The following is a 14,405-nucleotide window of genomic DNA, read 5'->3' as shown; positions in this document are numbered from 1 at the left end:
ACGCGAGAGAGGTCGATACAAGGGAGATCGACGCGAGAGAGGTCAATTCAAGGGAGACGTGAGAGCGATCGGGATCGACACGCGCCGCGGCCCCGCAGCGTTCAAGCGCGTTCGACGACTACCCGCGGGCGAGAGATGGACGCCGACGCCGTCCGCGAACGGGCCGGGGCGCTTCCGACAGAACCCGGGGTGTATCAGTTCCGGCGCGGCGACGCCACCCTGTACGTCGGGAAGGCCGTCGACCTCCGGGACCGGGTCCGGTCGTACACCGACCCGCGCTCGGGGCGGATCCGCGGGATGGTAGAGCGGGCGGACGAGATCGAGTTCGCCGTCACGGACACGGAGACGCAGGCGCTGCTCTTGGAGGCGAACCTCATCAAGCGCCTCAGCCCGCGGTACAACGTCCGGCTGAAAGACGACAAGTCGTACCCGCTCGTCGCCTTCTCCGAGCACCGCGTCCCGCGGATCGAGGTGACCCGGGACCCGGAGGAGGGCGCGGTCGCGTACGGGCCGTTCACCGACAAGGGACGCGTCGAAACGGTCGTGAAGGCGGTTCGGGACGTGTACGGGCTCCGCGGCTGTTCGGACCACAAGTACGCGAACCGCGACCGCCCCTGTCTCGACTACGAGATGGGGATCTGTTCTGCCCCCTGTACCGGCGAGATCGACCGCGAGAGCTACGCTGAGGACGTCGCCGCCGCAAATCGCTTCTTCGAGGGCGAGACCGGCGCGCTCGCTGACCCCCTGCGGCGGCGGATGGAGGCGGCCGCGGAGGACGCCGAGTTCGAGCGCGCCGCGAACCTCCGCGACCGCTTGGAAGCCGTCGAAGCGTTCCACGGCGAGGGAGGCGAGGCCGTGAGCGACCGGGGGGACGACCGGACCGTCGACGTGCTCGCGGCCGCCGTCGAGGGCGATACGGCCCGCGTGGCGCGACTCCACAGCGAGCGAGGACAGCTCGTCGACCGGAGCCGACACCGACTCGACGCGGCGGTCGGCGGCGACGGCGGCGAGAGAGCCGACGACGGCGATGGAGGGACCGACGACGAGACGCAGATCGACGACGAGACGCAGATCGACGACGACGCCAACACCCCCGCGACGGTGCTGTCGGCATTTCTGACACAGTACTACGCCGAGCGAAAATTCCCGGACGCGATCTACTTGGCGGAGCGTCCGTCGGACCCCGACGTGGTCGAGTGGCTGGAGGCGGAGGGCGTCTCGGTGCGGGTTCCGGGCGCGGGCCGGGAGGCGAAGCTCGTCGAACTCGCGCTCAAGAACGCCCGGAAGCGCGGCGGCCGCGACGACCCCGTCGGGGCGCTCGGCGACCGGCTCGGCGTCGACCGACCGACTCGGATCGAGGGGTTCGACGTGAGCCACGCGCAGGGGACTGCCGTGGTCGGCTCCGACGTCTGCTTCGTCGACGGGAGCGCCGAGACGGCCGACTACCGGCGCAAGAAGCTCACCGAGCGCAACGACGACTACGCCAACATGCGCGAGCTGGTCCGCTGGCGCGCCGAGCGCGCGATCGACGGCGCAGACGACCGGCCCGACCCCGACTGCCTCCTGATCGACGGCGGCGAGGGACAGCTCGGGGCCGCCCGCGACGCCCTCGCGGAGACGGGCTGGGACGTGCCGGTCGTCGCCTTGGCGAAGTCCGAGGAGCTGGTCGTGACGCCGACGGGAACCGAGCGATGGCCAGAAGACGCGCCCGAACTCCACCTCCTCCAGCGCGTGCGCGACGAGGCGCACCGCTTCGCCGTCCAGTACCACCAGACCGTCCGCGACGAGGTGAAGACGGTGCTCGACGACGTGCCCGGCGTCGGTCCACAGACACGGAGACGACTGCTCCGCCGCTTCGGCTCCGTCGAGAGCGTCCGCGAGGCTTCCCGCGAGGACCTCACCGACGTCGACGGCGTCGGCGACGCGACCGCGGAGACGCTCCGGACGAAGCTGTAATTAGATATAATTAGACTTTTTACGGCGGCGTGTCATCGCCTCGGCAATGAGCGACTACACCACCATCTCGCTGCGCAAGGAGTTCGTCGCGGACGTCGAGGCGTACATCGAAGACGAGCCGTTCGGCTCCGTCAAGGAGTTCATGAAACACGTTGTCGTTCGCGAGATGGAGGCGGACGAGGCGATCTCCGAGACGGAGGCGCGTCAGATCGCACAGAAGCTCCGCGATCTGGGGTATATGGACTAATGTTGTCGACCGTACTCGACGCACCGGACGCCGCCGGGCGAGCGGACGTCCAGCTCGCGCTCGTTCCCCTGCTTTTCGCCGCCGGCTACGCCCTGGCCGCGCTGGCGTTCGACGGGTGGACCGCCGCCGTCGCCACCGCGGCCCTCGCCGCGAGCCTCCCGGTCGTAGACGGGCTCTTCGTACATCCGCCGCACGACCGCTGACGGACCGTGGGAACCGCTCGCGCGTCTCCGCCCCCAGTCGGCTCGTGCCGACCGCGCCGGGGGGTAGACGCCGCCGACGGCGTCTTCCGATCGCGAACCCAACCGCCGGCCGCCATGCGCGCGTTCTTCGCCGTCGACCTCCCCGACGCCCTCGCCGATCCGATCGCGGAGATACAGGCCGACCTCGGCGACGCCGAGGGACTGACTGTCACCGATCCGATGCAGGCGCACGTGACGGTGAAGTTCCTCGGCGAGGTCGACGCCGAGTCCGAGTCCGACGGCGACCGCCCCACCGTCGACGACGTGATCGCGGCCGGCGAGCGCGCGGTCGAAACCGCCGAAACCGACGGCGGACCGGTCGATTCCTTCGAGTGTGAGCTCACGGGACTGGGAGTCTTCCCCGAGATGGACTACATCTCCGTCGTGTGGGCGGGAGTCGACGATGGAGCCCGAGAGTTGACCGCCCTACACGAGTCGCTCGAAGCGGAGACCACCGCGCTCGGCGTCGACCCCGCGTCCCACGCGTTCACCCCGCACGTCACCCTCGCCCGGATGAGCGACGCCCGCGGAAAGGCGCTGGTTCAGCGTGCCGTCCGCGAGCGAGACCCCGAGTTCGGCCGGTTCGACGTCGACGAGGTCCGCCTGATGGAATCGACGTTGACGCCCGACGGACCCGAGTACGAGACGGTGGCGACGTTCGCGCTCGGGTGACCGGTTCTCGCCGCTGATACTCGCGGGGGTATGTTTAATCCGGGCGCACGGAGAGTGCCTGACAGATGGACGATGTATCGTGCGGCGGTTGGGAGGGTCCCGCTGCGAGTGGAGCGACGAGCCACGGCCGACGGCGCGATACAGGGGCCGTGAGATGAGCGGGTCTGACGACCGCGACGGTGAGGTCGGGCGAGACGGACGGCGCGATCGGAGCGGAGCGGACTCGCGACCGGAGGCGTTCGCGCTGCTCGACGGGCGCAACGACGCGGCGACGCGGAAGGAGGCCGCCGCGGCGCTCGGTAACCCGTCGAGTTCGATGACGGCGAGCGAGCGAGCGATCGCCGACCGGCTGCTCCGCGTGGCCCTCACCGACGACGACGCGGCGGTGCGCGCGGCCGCCATCGACTCGCTGTACTTTCACGGGGATCGCTACCTCGACGAGTTGGTGCGGCGGGTCGCAACCCAGATCGAAAAGCGGGAGAGTGCGGACGAGCGCGGACCAGAAGAGCTGTTCGCGCGGTGGCTCACGAGCGAGTTCGGCGAGTACCGAATGGTCGGTGCGACCGGACTCGCGTCGTACGGGACGGACCGGTCGGTCGCGGTCGTCCGCGACGCGTTCGACGACGGCGATCCGCGGGTCCGAGCCCGGTCGGTTCGCGCCTACGCCGACCTCGGCGGCGAGGCCGTCGAGCCGATCAGAGGGCTGTTGGGGACGGCGAACACGCTCGTTCGGCGCGCCGCGGTCGACGCGCTGGTCGCGATCGGCACCGGCGACGCCGTCGATCTCCTCGCGACGGCCGTCGACGTCGGCGACGAGCGACTGCGGCGGCTCGCCGTCGAACGACTCCACGACGTCGACCGGCGCGACGCCGCAGCGGTGCTCTTCGACGCGCTCGACGACCCCTCCCCGTCGGTGCGGCACGCCGCGGCGGTGTCGGTCGTTCGGCTCGTCGCCGAGGGGGAGGCTATCCGCGGGCGGGACGCCCGCGAGCGGCTCGTTCCGACCGGAGACGAGGGGACGGGAGCCGCGTCGAGAGCGCCCGACGGCGACGATACCGATGTCCAGCGGCTCCTCGCGGGGATCGTGACGGGCGAGCGGCCGGATCGCGCCACGGCGAAGACGGAGCGGTGCGCCGCGTGGCTCCTCGGCGAACTCGCCGTGGCCACACGAACCGGCGACGAGAGCGGATCGGACGGGGAGGCGGACGGGGACGACAGAACCGGCGGCCGAGAGGAGGCGGACGGGGACGACGGAACCGGCGACCGCGAGGAGGCGGATGGAGACGGGACAGGTTCCGGTCCGGCCCGTGCGGTCTCGTGGCTCCTCGACGCACTCGACCACCCCGACGAACAGACGGCGGACATCGCGGCCGCGTACCTGCCGTTGGTCGCGACGTCGAGCGCCGAGCGCGCGCTGCGAGAGCTATCGGAAGACGCGGCGACGCGGCCGGACACGAAGCGGCGCGCGCGTCGCGTTCTGCGGCGGATCAAGCGGCAGACGGCCGCGTCTGCGGTCGACCGGGCGATCGAGTACGTCTACGTGCGGTGGCCGGCGGACTACACCGAACAGCACGCGGACCGGACGGGCGAGAGGGGCTCGGGGTCCGAGGCTGACGAACAGAAACGGGACGTGTCCGGAAGCGCGGACGAGCGCGACGCGACCGGACTCACGAGCGGCGAATAAACCGGCCGTCGGCGGGCGTGATAGCCAGTTCGACCTCGTCGTCGAGGAAGTTCATCACCGTCGAGACGTTCGGGTCGGCGTCGCCGTCGACGTACAGTTGGAGCGCGCCGCCCGCGTCGTCGATCCGCGCCGAGAGCATCCGGACGAACGCGCAGGCGGTCTGGACGTCGAACGACGACACGATCTCGTGGAACACGCTGACTTCGAGCGAGAGCACGTCGCCCGCGGCGTGGTTCACGTCGATGATCCGCGAGACTGTCTCACCCAGCTCGTCCGGGCCGAGTCGGGGATCGATCTCGACCATTTCGATCGCGCCGTCGTCGACGCCGATATCGGCCTCGTCGTCGAACGGATACTCCTCGGTGCTGACGACGACGGTTCGCCGCGGCCACGCGTCGAGCCGGTCGTCGAGGAGCCGGACGAACCGTTCTGGGTCGAGAGTGACCGCGATCACCAGGTCGGCGTGGCCGTGGAAGTGGGCGCGGAGGTCGTCTGCGCCGTCGCTGTCGACGGGCGCGTCGATCCGGACGGTCCCGTTCCAGTCGAAACGATCGGCGACGTGCGCGTCGTCGACGATCCGGTCGGCCACGTGCTCGTGGAGGTGCGTTTTGAACTCGTCGACCGCGCCGTCGGCGTCGTAGGCCGTCTTCGCAGTGGCGCAGTACGGGCAGTCCCAGTTCGTCCGGAAGTCGGAGCGCGTCACCGCCTCGGGCGCGTGCGCCAGCAGGTGCGAACCGGTGACCTCGCGCATCGCGTCGCGGTCGTCGGCCCACGCGAGGAACCCGCAGTGGCCGCACTCCCAGCGAGCCATCATCGGCGACCACCGACCCATCGAGCCTTCATGAGAGAACGCGTATACTGAAAGAACCGGACCGACGGATATGTATGTTGTGTTACGGGAAACCGACGGTCGTCGGTCTACGCGTCCCCCGCCTCGTCGGCGTCCCCGTCGCCCCCGAGAGCGCCCGCGTGTTCGACGCGGACGCGGGTGACCCGCGTCGCGGTCGCGCCGGTGACGACGAGCGCGGAACCGCCGATCTCGACACGGTCGCCCTCGGCCGGGACGCGGCCGAGCCGCTGGGTGATCAGCCCGGCGACCGTCTCGACGCCCTCGCTCGGCAGCGAGAGCCCGAGCGTCTCGTTGAGGTGTGCCACGGTCGTCCAGCCGCGGACCACGGCCGTGTCCGGTGCGACCACGTCGACGTGGTCGTGTTCCCACCGGCCGACGAGCTCGCCGACCACCTCCTCGACCACGTCTTCGAGCGTGACGAGGCCGACGACCGCGCCGAACTCGTCGACGACGACGGCGAGACGGAACCCCTCGCTTCGCATCCGCTCGAACAACTCGTCGAGCGGTTGGGTCTCCGGAACGAACGTCGCCTCGCGCAGGGCGCTCGCCAGGTCGTCGCCCGTCTCGGTCGCGCGGATCGCGTCGCGCACGTCGACGACGCCGACCACGTCGTCGCGGTTCTCCCCGTAGATCGGCAGGCGAGTGACGCCCTCGCGTGCGGCCGTCGAGAGCACGTCCGCCGGAGCTGCGGTGTCCGGAAGCGAGACCATGTTCGTGCGCGGGACCATCACCGACGCGACGCGGGTCGACTCCAAGTCGAGGACGCCGCGGATCATCGCGCTCTCGTCGGCGTCGAGCGCGCCCGCCGCCTCGCCGGACAGCACGAGCGTCGCGATCTCCTCGCGGGTGAGGTACGACTCGATCGCCGACTCTCCGCCGGTGAACCGGTTGACGACGCCGGAAAGCGCCTCGAACAGGAACAACACCGGACGGAGGGCGCGCTGGATCGCGAGGACGGGCCGCGAGACGCGGAGGGCGTGTCGCTCCGCGTGTGCGACCGCGTACGACTTCGGCGCGATCTCGCCGAACACGATGACGAACACGGAGGTGACCGCGGTCGACCCGGTCGCTGCGGTACCGGCGGAGAACCCGAACCGGACGAACACCGCGGTCGCGACCGACGCGGCCGCGATGTTGGCGATGTTGTTGCTCACGAGGGCGGTGACGAGGAAGCGGTGTGAGTCCTCGCGCAGCGCGGCGAGCGACCCCGCCCCCGGAACGCCCGCCGCGACGAGCGAGTCGACGCGGTGGCTCGCCACGGAGAAGACGGCGAGCTCGGAACTGGAAAAGAAGGCGCTTATGCCCGTCAGCGCGACGATGGCGGCGACGCCCGCGAAGGCGATGGTGAGGTCCATACCGGGATGTGTGTCCCGATATAAAAGGTAGTGCCGCCACACGCCTCGAAACGAGCCGCCGGAGCGACGCGAGCACCGGGCGGATCCGCGTTCGCCCGCCGACGTGGCGCGAGTCCGCGGTCGCCGAGCCGCGACCGCGCGGCCAGTCGCGTTCCGATGGATACCCACGAACGGGCACTTTCCACGGGAAACGTTGGGGTTCGGTATGCACGATAGCGGATCATCTAGGCGGCAAAACGGCGCGATTCGGAAAGGGTTAACCTCGCGCCGCCGGTGGACACGCGTATGAAGGTACTCGTGACCGACCCCATCGCGGACGCGGGGTTGGACCGACTCCGAGACGCCGGCCACGAAGTCGAAACGGACTACGAAGCCGAAGGCGACGCGCTCTTGGCGGCCGTCAGCGACGCCAACGCGCTCATCGTGCGCTCCGGCACCGACGTGAACGAGGCCGTCTTCGAGGCCGCAGAGGACCTCGTCATCGTCGGCCGCGCCGGGATCGGGGTCGACAACATCGACATCGAGGCTGCGACCGACCACGGTGTCATCGTCGCCAACGCGCCGGACGGAAACGTCCGGGCCGCCGCCGAACACACCGTCGCGATGACGTTCGCCGTTGCGCGTTCCATCCCGCAGGCCCACAGCCGCCTCGTCGGCGGCGAGTGGGCGAAAGGCGAGTTCCTCGGCACCGAGGTGAACAACAAGACGCTCACCATCGTCGGGCTCGGCCGCGTCGGGCAGGAGGTCGCAAAGCGGCTCGACTCGCTCGGCATGGATCTCGTCGTCTACGACCCGTACATCTCCGAGGAGCGCGCGGACCGTCTGGGGGCGGAGCTGGCAGACGACCTCCACGACGCGCTCGCGGCGGGCGACTTCGCGACGATCCACACGCCGCTTTTACCCGAGACCGAGGGGATGATCGGCGAGGACGAGCTGGCCCAGCTGGAGGGCGGCTACCTGATCAACTGCGCGCGCGGCGGCATCGTCGACGAAGACGCGCTGGCCGAGGCAGTCGACGACGGCGTGCTCGCGGGTGCCGCGCTCGACTCCTTCGCCGAGGAGCCGCTCCCGACCGACTCGCCGCTTCTCGACGTCGAAGAGGTCGTCGTCACCCCGCACCTCGGAGCCTCGACCGAGGCCGCCCAGGAGAACGTCGCCGTCGACACCGCCGAGGCCGTTCTCTCGGCGTTCGCCGACGAGCCCGTCTTGACCGCGCTCAACGCGCCTTCGGTCGACGAGACCGCCTTCCCGCGGATCGAGCCGTATCTCGACGTGGCGGAGACCGCGGGCAAGGTCGCCGCACAGCTGCTCGACGGGCGCATCACCGAGGTCGAGGCGACCTACGAGGGGGACATCGCCGCCGAGGACGTCGACCTCGTCACGGCGTCGGCGCTCAAGGGCGTCTTCGAGCCGCTGGAGTGGCAGGTCAACGCGGTCAACGCGCCGCGGCTCGCCGAGGAGCGCGGCATCGAGGTGACCGAGTCGAAGACCCGTCAGACGGAGGATTTCCAGAGTCTGGTCCGGGTCACCGTCAACAACGGCGACGACCAGATCTCCGTCGAAGGGACGCTTTTCGCCGGCGAGGACGCCCGCATCGTCCGGATCGACGGCTTCCGTGTCGACGCGGTCCCGTACGGCAACATGCTCGTCGCACGCAACACGGACGAGCCCGGTGTCATCGGCTTCATCGGTACCGTCCTCGGCGACCACGACGTCAACATCGCCGGGATGTTCAACGCCCGCGAGACGCAGGGCGGCGAGGCGCTCACCGTCTACAACCTCGACCAGGACGTGCCGGACGCCGCGATCGAGGAGCTGCTCGACGACGACCGGATCGTGGAGATCACCGAGATCACGCTGGACGGTGCGGACGAGCGACAGGCGGAGTAAGCGTCGGGTCCCCGACTGTCCGGACCGTAGTTTCCACGCGGGACGGGTTTCACACGGCATACGACGATAGACCGATCTGGCGTCCGCTCTCAGATCGAGGCGGCGGCAGCTCGCGCCGTCGGTGGTTGCGTCCCCGGTCCTGACGGGAGTGACGACGCTCCCGCGACGATCACTCGTGCAGGTGCTCGACCACGGCGTCGACGTCGTTCGGGACGGGTTCGGGGTCGCCGCCGGCCTCGTAGGCGGCATCGGGGTCTTTCAGCAGGTGGCCGGTCGTCAGACAGACGACCTGCTCGTCGTCGTCGACGACGCCCTCGCGGCGGAGCTTCTTCAGCCCGGCGAGGCTCGCGGCGGAGGCGGGTTCGACGCCGACGCCCTCCTCGGCGAGCTGTCGCTGCGCCTCGGTGATCTCGTCGTCCTCGACGGCGACCGCGGTGCCGCCGGTGTTCCTGATTCCGGGGATCGCCTTCGGCGCGTTGACCGGGTTGCCGATGCGGATCGCGGTCGCGCGCGTCTCGACCTCCTCCCAGCGGCGGATCTCGTCGTTGCCCTCTTCGATCGCTTCCACCATCGGTGCCGCGCCCGCCGCCTGCACGCCGGTGAGCGTGGGAACCTCGTCGACGGCGAGTGCGCCCGACTGGACGAGTTCGCGGAATCCCTTATACAGCGCCGAGGTGTTGCCGGCATTGCCGACGGGGAGGACGATCCGGTCCGGGAACGTCCCGTAGTCGTCGCGGAACGCCTCCAAGATCTCGAAGCCGATCGTCTTCTGGCCCTCCAAGCGGAAGGGGTTGAGCGAGTTGAGCAGGTACGCCTCGCCGCGGGCGGCCAACTCTTGAACGATGTCGAGGCAGGCGTCGAAGTTGCCGTCCACTTCGAGGATGCGCGCGCCGTGGAGACTGGCCTGTGCAATCTTCCCCGCGGCGACTTTTCCCTGCGGGAGCAACACGAGCGTCTCCATGTCGCCGCGGCCGCCGTAGGCCGCGAGCGCCGCGGAGGTGTTACCCGTCGACGCGCAGGCGAGCGCGCCGACGCCGAGCTCCTTGGCGACGCGGACGCCGACGGTCATGCCGCGGTCCTTGAACGAGCCGGTGGGATTCATCCCCTCGTGTTTGATCCGGAGCGCGTCGACGCCGACCTCGTCTTCGATGCGGGGGACGCGGTGGAGCGGCGTGTCGCCCTCCGGGAGCGTCACGCCCAGATCGAAGGGGAGCCCCTCGCGGTAGCGCCAGACGCCGCGGTCCGGCCCCTCGGTCGGCGCGCCCGCGCCGAACTCGTCGAACGTCGGCGGGTCGTCGTAGCGAACCTCCAGTAAGCCGTCACACTCGTCGCAGGTGTACCGCACGGTCGCGAAGGGAGCGAACGTCTCGTCGCACTCGATGCAGGCGAGCCACGTCCCGTCGTCGGCGCAGTCGGGTGCCGACGGGGCGGGGGCGTCGATGGCGAGATCCATTTGCTTCGGCGTCCGTGCCGACGGGGCTTAAGACGGGCGGTCCGGTCGGACGTTGCCGGGGGGACAACCCCGGCGGAGCCGAAACTCGAATGACGCCCGTCAGTCGACGATGATCTCCGAGTCGCCGCCATCGCCGTCGCGGCCGGCCATCCGGTCTTGATACCGCCGGATCCAGTCGGCGAAGCAGTCGGGACACAGGCGCTGGGTGTCGATGTTCGCGCGGTCGACGCTCAGGCGGACGGTCCGCGCGAGCGCGTCCGTCGTGGGGTCGCCACAGGCGTCGCAGGGCTCGCTCGTCGCCGCGTTGCTCATACCGATCGGTCGCGGGGATGGCTCTTAAATGTACGTCGAGAGCGTCTGACGGCGGAGACGTCCGACCGCGGCGGGAGTCAGACCGTTCGGAACGCGCGGTCGCCGGCGTCGCCGAGGCCGGGGACGATGAACCCCTCGTCATCGAGGCGGTCGTCGATCGCGACCGTCAGCAGGTCGGCCTCGGGGACCGCCTCGCTCACGCGGATGAGTCCGTCGGGCGCAGAGACCGCGGAAAGGACAAACAGGTCCTCGAAGTCGTCGGCTTCCGCGAGGACGTGGTCGAGGACGGCGGCCATCGTGGAGCCGGTCGCGAGCATCGGATCGGCGACGATGACGGTGTCCTCGGGTCGGATCTCCGGCAGCTTCACGTAGTCGATGGTGATCGGGAACTCGCCGTCGTCGGTCATCCCCGCGTCCTCGTCGCGACCGGCGGAGATGACGCCCTGTTTCGCGCGCGGGAACGCCTTGAGCAGCCCCTCGACGAACGGGGTCGCGGCCCGGAGGACGTTGATTATCACCACGTCGTCGAGCCCCTTCACGCGCTCGCCGGTCGTCTCTTCGAGCGGCGTCTCGACCGGCACGTACTCGGTCTCCATCGCGCCGTCGATGATCTCGTACCCGCAGATGCGGCCGAGCTTCACCAGCCCTTTGCGGAACGCCACCTGCTCGGTCTCGGCGTCGCGGAGCCGCGAGAGGGTGTCCGTCGCCAGCGCGTGCGTGATGAGGTGCGCGTTGTCGCGGTCTTCGATGGTCATCGACGGATGTCCGGTCGCGTTCGAGTTAAAAGATGGCGAACCGCGGCCGACCGCGGTCGAGCGTACTCGGGTCGCGACGCTCACCGCAACACGACGACGTACGTCAGCGCGAAGATCACGGCCGCGAGACCGCCGACGGTGGAGAGACTGTAGTCGACGACGGCCAAGAGATCGAGTCCCCACACTGCCGTCCACGCCAGCCACCCCGACAGCACGGCGTTCAACAGGAGGATGAGCCGCGGGTCACCCGTCGACTCCTCGACGCCTTCGCGGATCCCCTTCGTCTCCTCACCGGCCGGCTCGTCGCCAGCGTCGCCGCTCCCCTCGGGGGTCTCGACGCGTTCCGACTCCTCGCTCATACGTCGACAGCCGAGAGAACGCCACTTAGGTCTTGTCCGTGCGACCGGACGGGGACACGGGGCACAGGGTTTTGTACACCGAGTATGAGATGTATACGCATGACAGACGAAACGGTCCACGAGTCGCGACAGCCCCGGAGCAGACAGGCGATGGCGACGTACTTCCGACGCATCGCTCGGGCGCTCCGCCGGGGCGAACCCGTGCCCGTCGACGAGACGGGAACCGTGACGGCCGACCCGGCGGCGGAACCGGACGTCGAGGTGGAACTCGAACGACAGGGCGAGACGGTCCACTTCGAAGTCGAGATGGAGTGGCCCGAGGCCGACGGCGAGATCGACGACGACGCCGTCGCGAGCAAGGCGACGTTCGAGTTATACGCCGACACCGCCGACAAGTGGCGCTGGCGGCTTCGCCACGACAACGGCAACATCATCGCCGACGGCGGAGAGGGGTACACCGACAAACGCGACGCGCGGTCGGGCATCGAGAGCGTCCAGCGGAACGCCCCGGGAGGCCACGTGGTCGACGTCGATAGCGACGAAGAACCGCCCGAAGAGGGGGGCAGCAGCGCGACGTTCGAGCTGTTCACGGACAAGGCGGGCAAGCGGCGCTGGCGGCTCCGCCATGACAACGGCAACATCATCGCCGACGGCGGTCAGGGGTACGCCTCGAAACAGAAGGCGAAACAGGGGCTCCGCAGCGTGAAATCGAACGCGCCGGGCGCGCCGGTCGAGGAGCGTGGCGACGAGTCGGACACGGCCGGCGAGTAGCCGCGCCCGGCCCGGCACGGACCGCACCGCTTATTCGCCGGCCGTCGCTACCTCGGAGCGGACATGGACGTGCTCGACGCCAAGTACCCGTTCTTCGCGAGCGCCCGCGAGGCCGTCGCCGACGCGGCGGTGTCGCTGCCGGAACTCGTCGCGACGGACGCGCCGGCGGTCGAGCGCGGCCGCGAGCGAGTCGAGCGCGCCTTACTCGACGGGACGGTCGAATCGGAGAGCGGACGGTTCCCGGACGAGTCGGACTACGACACGCAGGGCGAACTGCTCTCGTACCCGATCGCGCGGATACTCGTCTCGCTCCTCGACTCCGAGCCCGCCATCGAGAAGTACGCCGCCGCGGAGGCGGCGACCGCGATGGACCGGGTCCGCGGGGACCTCGCGACGGACGACGGACTCCGATCGGTGCCGACGCCGACCGTCACGCTCGACGACCTGCTCGACGAGTTCGACCTCGAGGACGCGGTGCGGGCGGAAGGGACCGCTCCGCGCAGCGGAAGCGCGGTCGGTGGAAGCGCGGCCGGCAGAGCCCCGGTCGGAAGCGGAGGCGGAGGCGCGGGGCCCGCGGCCGACCACTACCGCGTCGCGGTAGGGGCGTACCTCAGCCTCACGTCGCCGTCGTGGGGTGAGTCGTGGCGGCTCGTCAACCGGGCGCTCGCCGACGGCGCGGTCCGTCTCCCTCGCGACGACCTCCTGCGCGCGCTCGAATCCGCAGTCACCGAACGCGTCCGCGAGGGACTTCCCTTCGAACTGGCCGACGACGGCGGCATCGCGGCGGAACTGGAGTCTGGTGTGGCCGACCTCAAGCGACTGCTCTCCGAGCGGACGTACGCCGGACCGGTCGACGTCGTCGCCCCGGACCTGTTCCCGCCGTGTATGACGAACCTGATCGAGAAGGCAGAGCGTGGCGCGGAGCTGTCCCCGCCCGAATCGTTCGCGCTGATGGCGTTTCTCGTCGGCATCGGGATGACGCCGGACGAAATCGTCTCCTTCTGTGCCGACACGAGCCTCGACGCGGAGGGGATCCGGTATCAGACCGAGTACCTGCGGGACGACCGGGGAACGCAGTACCCGCCGCCGACCTGCGAGACGCTCGCCAACTACGGGATCTGTCACAACGAGGACGACCACATGCAGGTCGCCGTCGACCCCCTCGCGTACTACGAGAAGCAGGTGGCGGCGGCCGACGAGATCACGGACTGGCGAGAACGGCGCGCAGACGAGGGGAGTGAAAACGAGGAGGGCGCTGACGCGACCGACTAACGCTCAGTCGTCACCGTTCGCGCGGATGAGGTACGCGCCGACGAGCGCCATCAACAGGACGAATCCAGCGAGCAGTGCGACGAGAGCGATTGCGCCGGCCTCCGGCAGCGCGGCCGACCCGCCGAAGGTGAGCCCGATGCCGACCAGCCCGAGAATGAATGCCGCGGCCGCCAGCAGCGAGACCGTGATCTGCCGACGGAGTTCCGCGTCGATTTCCATGCCCGCGAGTTTCCCTCGCCGCTAAAAAAGCACTTCGATGGGCAGGCAGTGGCGATCGACGTGATCTGTTCCGAGAACGCGACGGTTCACCCCGCGAGGTGACTGATGTCTCGACGGAGCGTGTACCCCTGAGGAACGCCGACGATCCCGAGACAGTCGGCACAGAGCACGCGCTCGTAGTCGCGGTTCGTCTCTTTTTCGAGCAGCGAGACGTCCTCGATCGGGAACACCGACTCGCACCGATCACACTCGATCCTGTCGCCGTCGACGATTTTCATTACGCCCGGTTTTTCCGAGCGGGTTAAAAACTCGCGGGCGTCGTTATCACACTGGATACTAGCGTTCGGTCTCGGGGGCGACGACGGCTC

The 14,405-nt window shown here is 69.6% G+C and carries 16 protein-coding genes; 8 read left to right on the top strand and 8 right to left on the bottom strand.

Translation table 11 applies throughout. The features are described from left to right. Positions 1-135 precede the first annotated feature (135 nt). From EP28_RS10040 to EP28_RS10020, 5 genes are all read left to right on the top strand, one after another. Positions 136-1,956: an excinuclease ABC subunit C gene (locus tag EP28_RS10040; RefSeq protein ID WP_049983894.1), complete on the top strand. Its 1,821-nt coding sequence runs from the start codon at positions 136-138 to the stop codon at positions 1,954-1,956. Positions 1,957-2,002: 46 nt separating this feature from the next. Next, complete coding sequence (locus EP28_RS10035; protein ID WP_049983893.1) at positions 2,003-2,203, top strand: hypothetical protein; 201 nt, start codon at positions 2,003-2,005, stop codon at positions 2,201-2,203. Next, on the top strand, positions 2,203-2,406 hold the full coding sequence (locus tag EP28_RS10030; RefSeq protein WP_049983892.1) for a DUF8015 family protein: 204 nt from the start codon (positions 2,203-2,205) through the stop codon (positions 2,404-2,406). The genes EP28_RS10035 and EP28_RS10030 overlap by 1 nt, the downstream gene beginning before the upstream one ends. Positions 2,407-2,520: 114 nt before the next feature. Continuing rightward, on the top strand, positions 2,521-3,117 hold the full coding sequence (thpR, locus tag EP28_RS10025) for an RNA 2',3'-cyclic phosphodiesterase (protein WP_049983891.1): 597 nt from the start codon (positions 2,521-2,523) through the stop codon (positions 3,115-3,117). Between the two features lie 154 nt (positions 3,118-3,271). Beyond that, on the top strand, positions 3,272-4,801 hold the full coding sequence (locus EP28_RS10020) for a HEAT repeat domain-containing protein (RefSeq protein WP_080506132.1): 1,530 nt from the start codon (positions 3,272-3,274) through the stop codon (positions 4,799-4,801). Here the strand turns inward: EP28_RS10020 and EP28_RS10015 are convergent. Together EP28_RS10015 and EP28_RS10010 are read right to left on the bottom strand one after the other, a co-directional pair. Next, a complete protein-coding gene (locus EP28_RS10015; RefSeq protein ID WP_049983945.1) occupies positions 4,785-5,615 on the bottom strand; it encodes a DUF7504 family protein in 831 nt (276 codons plus the stop codon). The two genes, EP28_RS10020 and EP28_RS10015, sit on opposite strands and share 17 nt — an antisense overlap. Positions 5,616-5,719: 104 nt before the next feature. Then, positions 5,720-7,006: a hemolysin family protein gene (locus tag EP28_RS10010; RefSeq protein WP_049983890.1), complete on the bottom strand. Its 1,287-nt coding sequence runs from the start codon at positions 7,004-7,006 to the stop codon at positions 5,720-5,722. A 285-nt stretch (positions 7,007-7,291) separates the two neighbouring features. Here EP28_RS10010 and serA point away from each other — a divergent pair, with 285 nt between their 5' ends. Next, positions 7,292-8,896, top strand: coding sequence for a phosphoglycerate dehydrogenase (gene serA, locus EP28_RS10005; protein WP_049983889.1), 1,605 nt, complete (start codon positions 7,292-7,294; stop codon positions 8,894-8,896). A gap of 169 nt (positions 8,897-9,065) precedes the next feature. Here serA and thrC read toward each other — a convergent pair whose 3' ends face one another. The 4 genes from thrC to EP28_RS09985 all read right to left on the bottom strand — a co-directional run bounded on the left by thrC (position 9,066) and on the right by EP28_RS09985 (position 11,775). Beyond that, positions 9,066-10,349, bottom strand: a complete 1,284-nt coding sequence (gene thrC, locus EP28_RS10000; protein ID WP_049983888.1) for a threonine synthase — start codon at positions 10,347-10,349, stop codon at positions 9,066-9,068. A gap of 99 nt (positions 10,350-10,448) precedes the next feature. After that, entirely contained in the window at positions 10,449-10,661 is a 213-nt protein-coding gene (locus tag EP28_RS09995) for a DUF7569 family protein (protein ID WP_049983887.1), read from the bottom strand. A gap of 77 nt (positions 10,662-10,738) precedes the next feature. Further along, positions 10,739-11,416, bottom strand: a complete 678-nt coding sequence (upp, locus tag EP28_RS09990; protein ID WP_049983886.1) for a uracil phosphoribosyltransferase — start codon at positions 11,414-11,416, stop codon at positions 10,739-10,741. 80 nt (positions 11,417-11,496) lie between these two features. Continuing rightward, positions 11,497-11,775 (bottom strand): DUF8107 family protein, encoded by a 279-nt coding sequence (locus tag EP28_RS09985; RefSeq protein WP_049983885.1) that lies wholly within the window; start codon positions 11,773-11,775, stop codon positions 11,497-11,499. A 99-nt stretch (positions 11,776-11,874) separates the two neighbouring features. Between EP28_RS09985 and EP28_RS09980 the strand changes: the two genes are divergently transcribed. Both EP28_RS09980 and EP28_RS09975 read left to right on the top strand, forming a co-directional pair. Continuing rightward, a complete protein-coding gene (locus tag EP28_RS09980; protein ID WP_049983884.1) occupies positions 11,875-12,546 on the top strand; it encodes an HVO_2922 family protein in 672 nt (223 codons plus the stop codon). A 63-nt stretch (positions 12,547-12,609) separates the two neighbouring features. After that, positions 12,610-13,818 carry a DNA primase gene (locus EP28_RS09975; RefSeq protein ID WP_049983883.1) on the top strand — a complete coding sequence of 403 codons (1,209 nt, stop codon included), beginning with the start codon at positions 12,610-12,612 and terminating at the stop codon, positions 13,816-13,818. 3 nt (positions 13,819-13,821) lie between these two features. Here EP28_RS09975 and EP28_RS09970 read toward each other — a convergent pair whose 3' ends face one another. Both EP28_RS09970 and EP28_RS09965 read right to left on the bottom strand, forming a co-directional pair. After that, positions 13,822-14,037 carry a DUF7472 family protein gene (locus EP28_RS09970; protein ID WP_049983882.1) on the bottom strand — a complete coding sequence of 72 codons (216 nt, stop codon included), beginning with the start codon at positions 14,035-14,037 and terminating at the stop codon, positions 13,822-13,824. An 86-nt stretch (positions 14,038-14,123) separates the two neighbouring features. Next, positions 14,124-14,315 carry a hypothetical protein gene (locus EP28_RS09965; RefSeq protein WP_049983881.1) on the bottom strand — a complete coding sequence of 64 codons (192 nt, stop codon included), beginning with the start codon at positions 14,313-14,315 and terminating at the stop codon, positions 14,124-14,126. Positions 14,316-14,405: the final 90 nt, after the last annotated feature.

Origin of the sequence: Halorubrum sp. BV1, from assembly GCF_000746205.1 — an archaeon.
GTDB lineage: Archaea > Halobacteriota > Halobacteria > Halobacteriales > Haloferacaceae > Halorubrum.
Note: the sequence above shows the minus strand (reverse complement) of the source record. Positions and strands in the feature narration are given on the sequence as shown.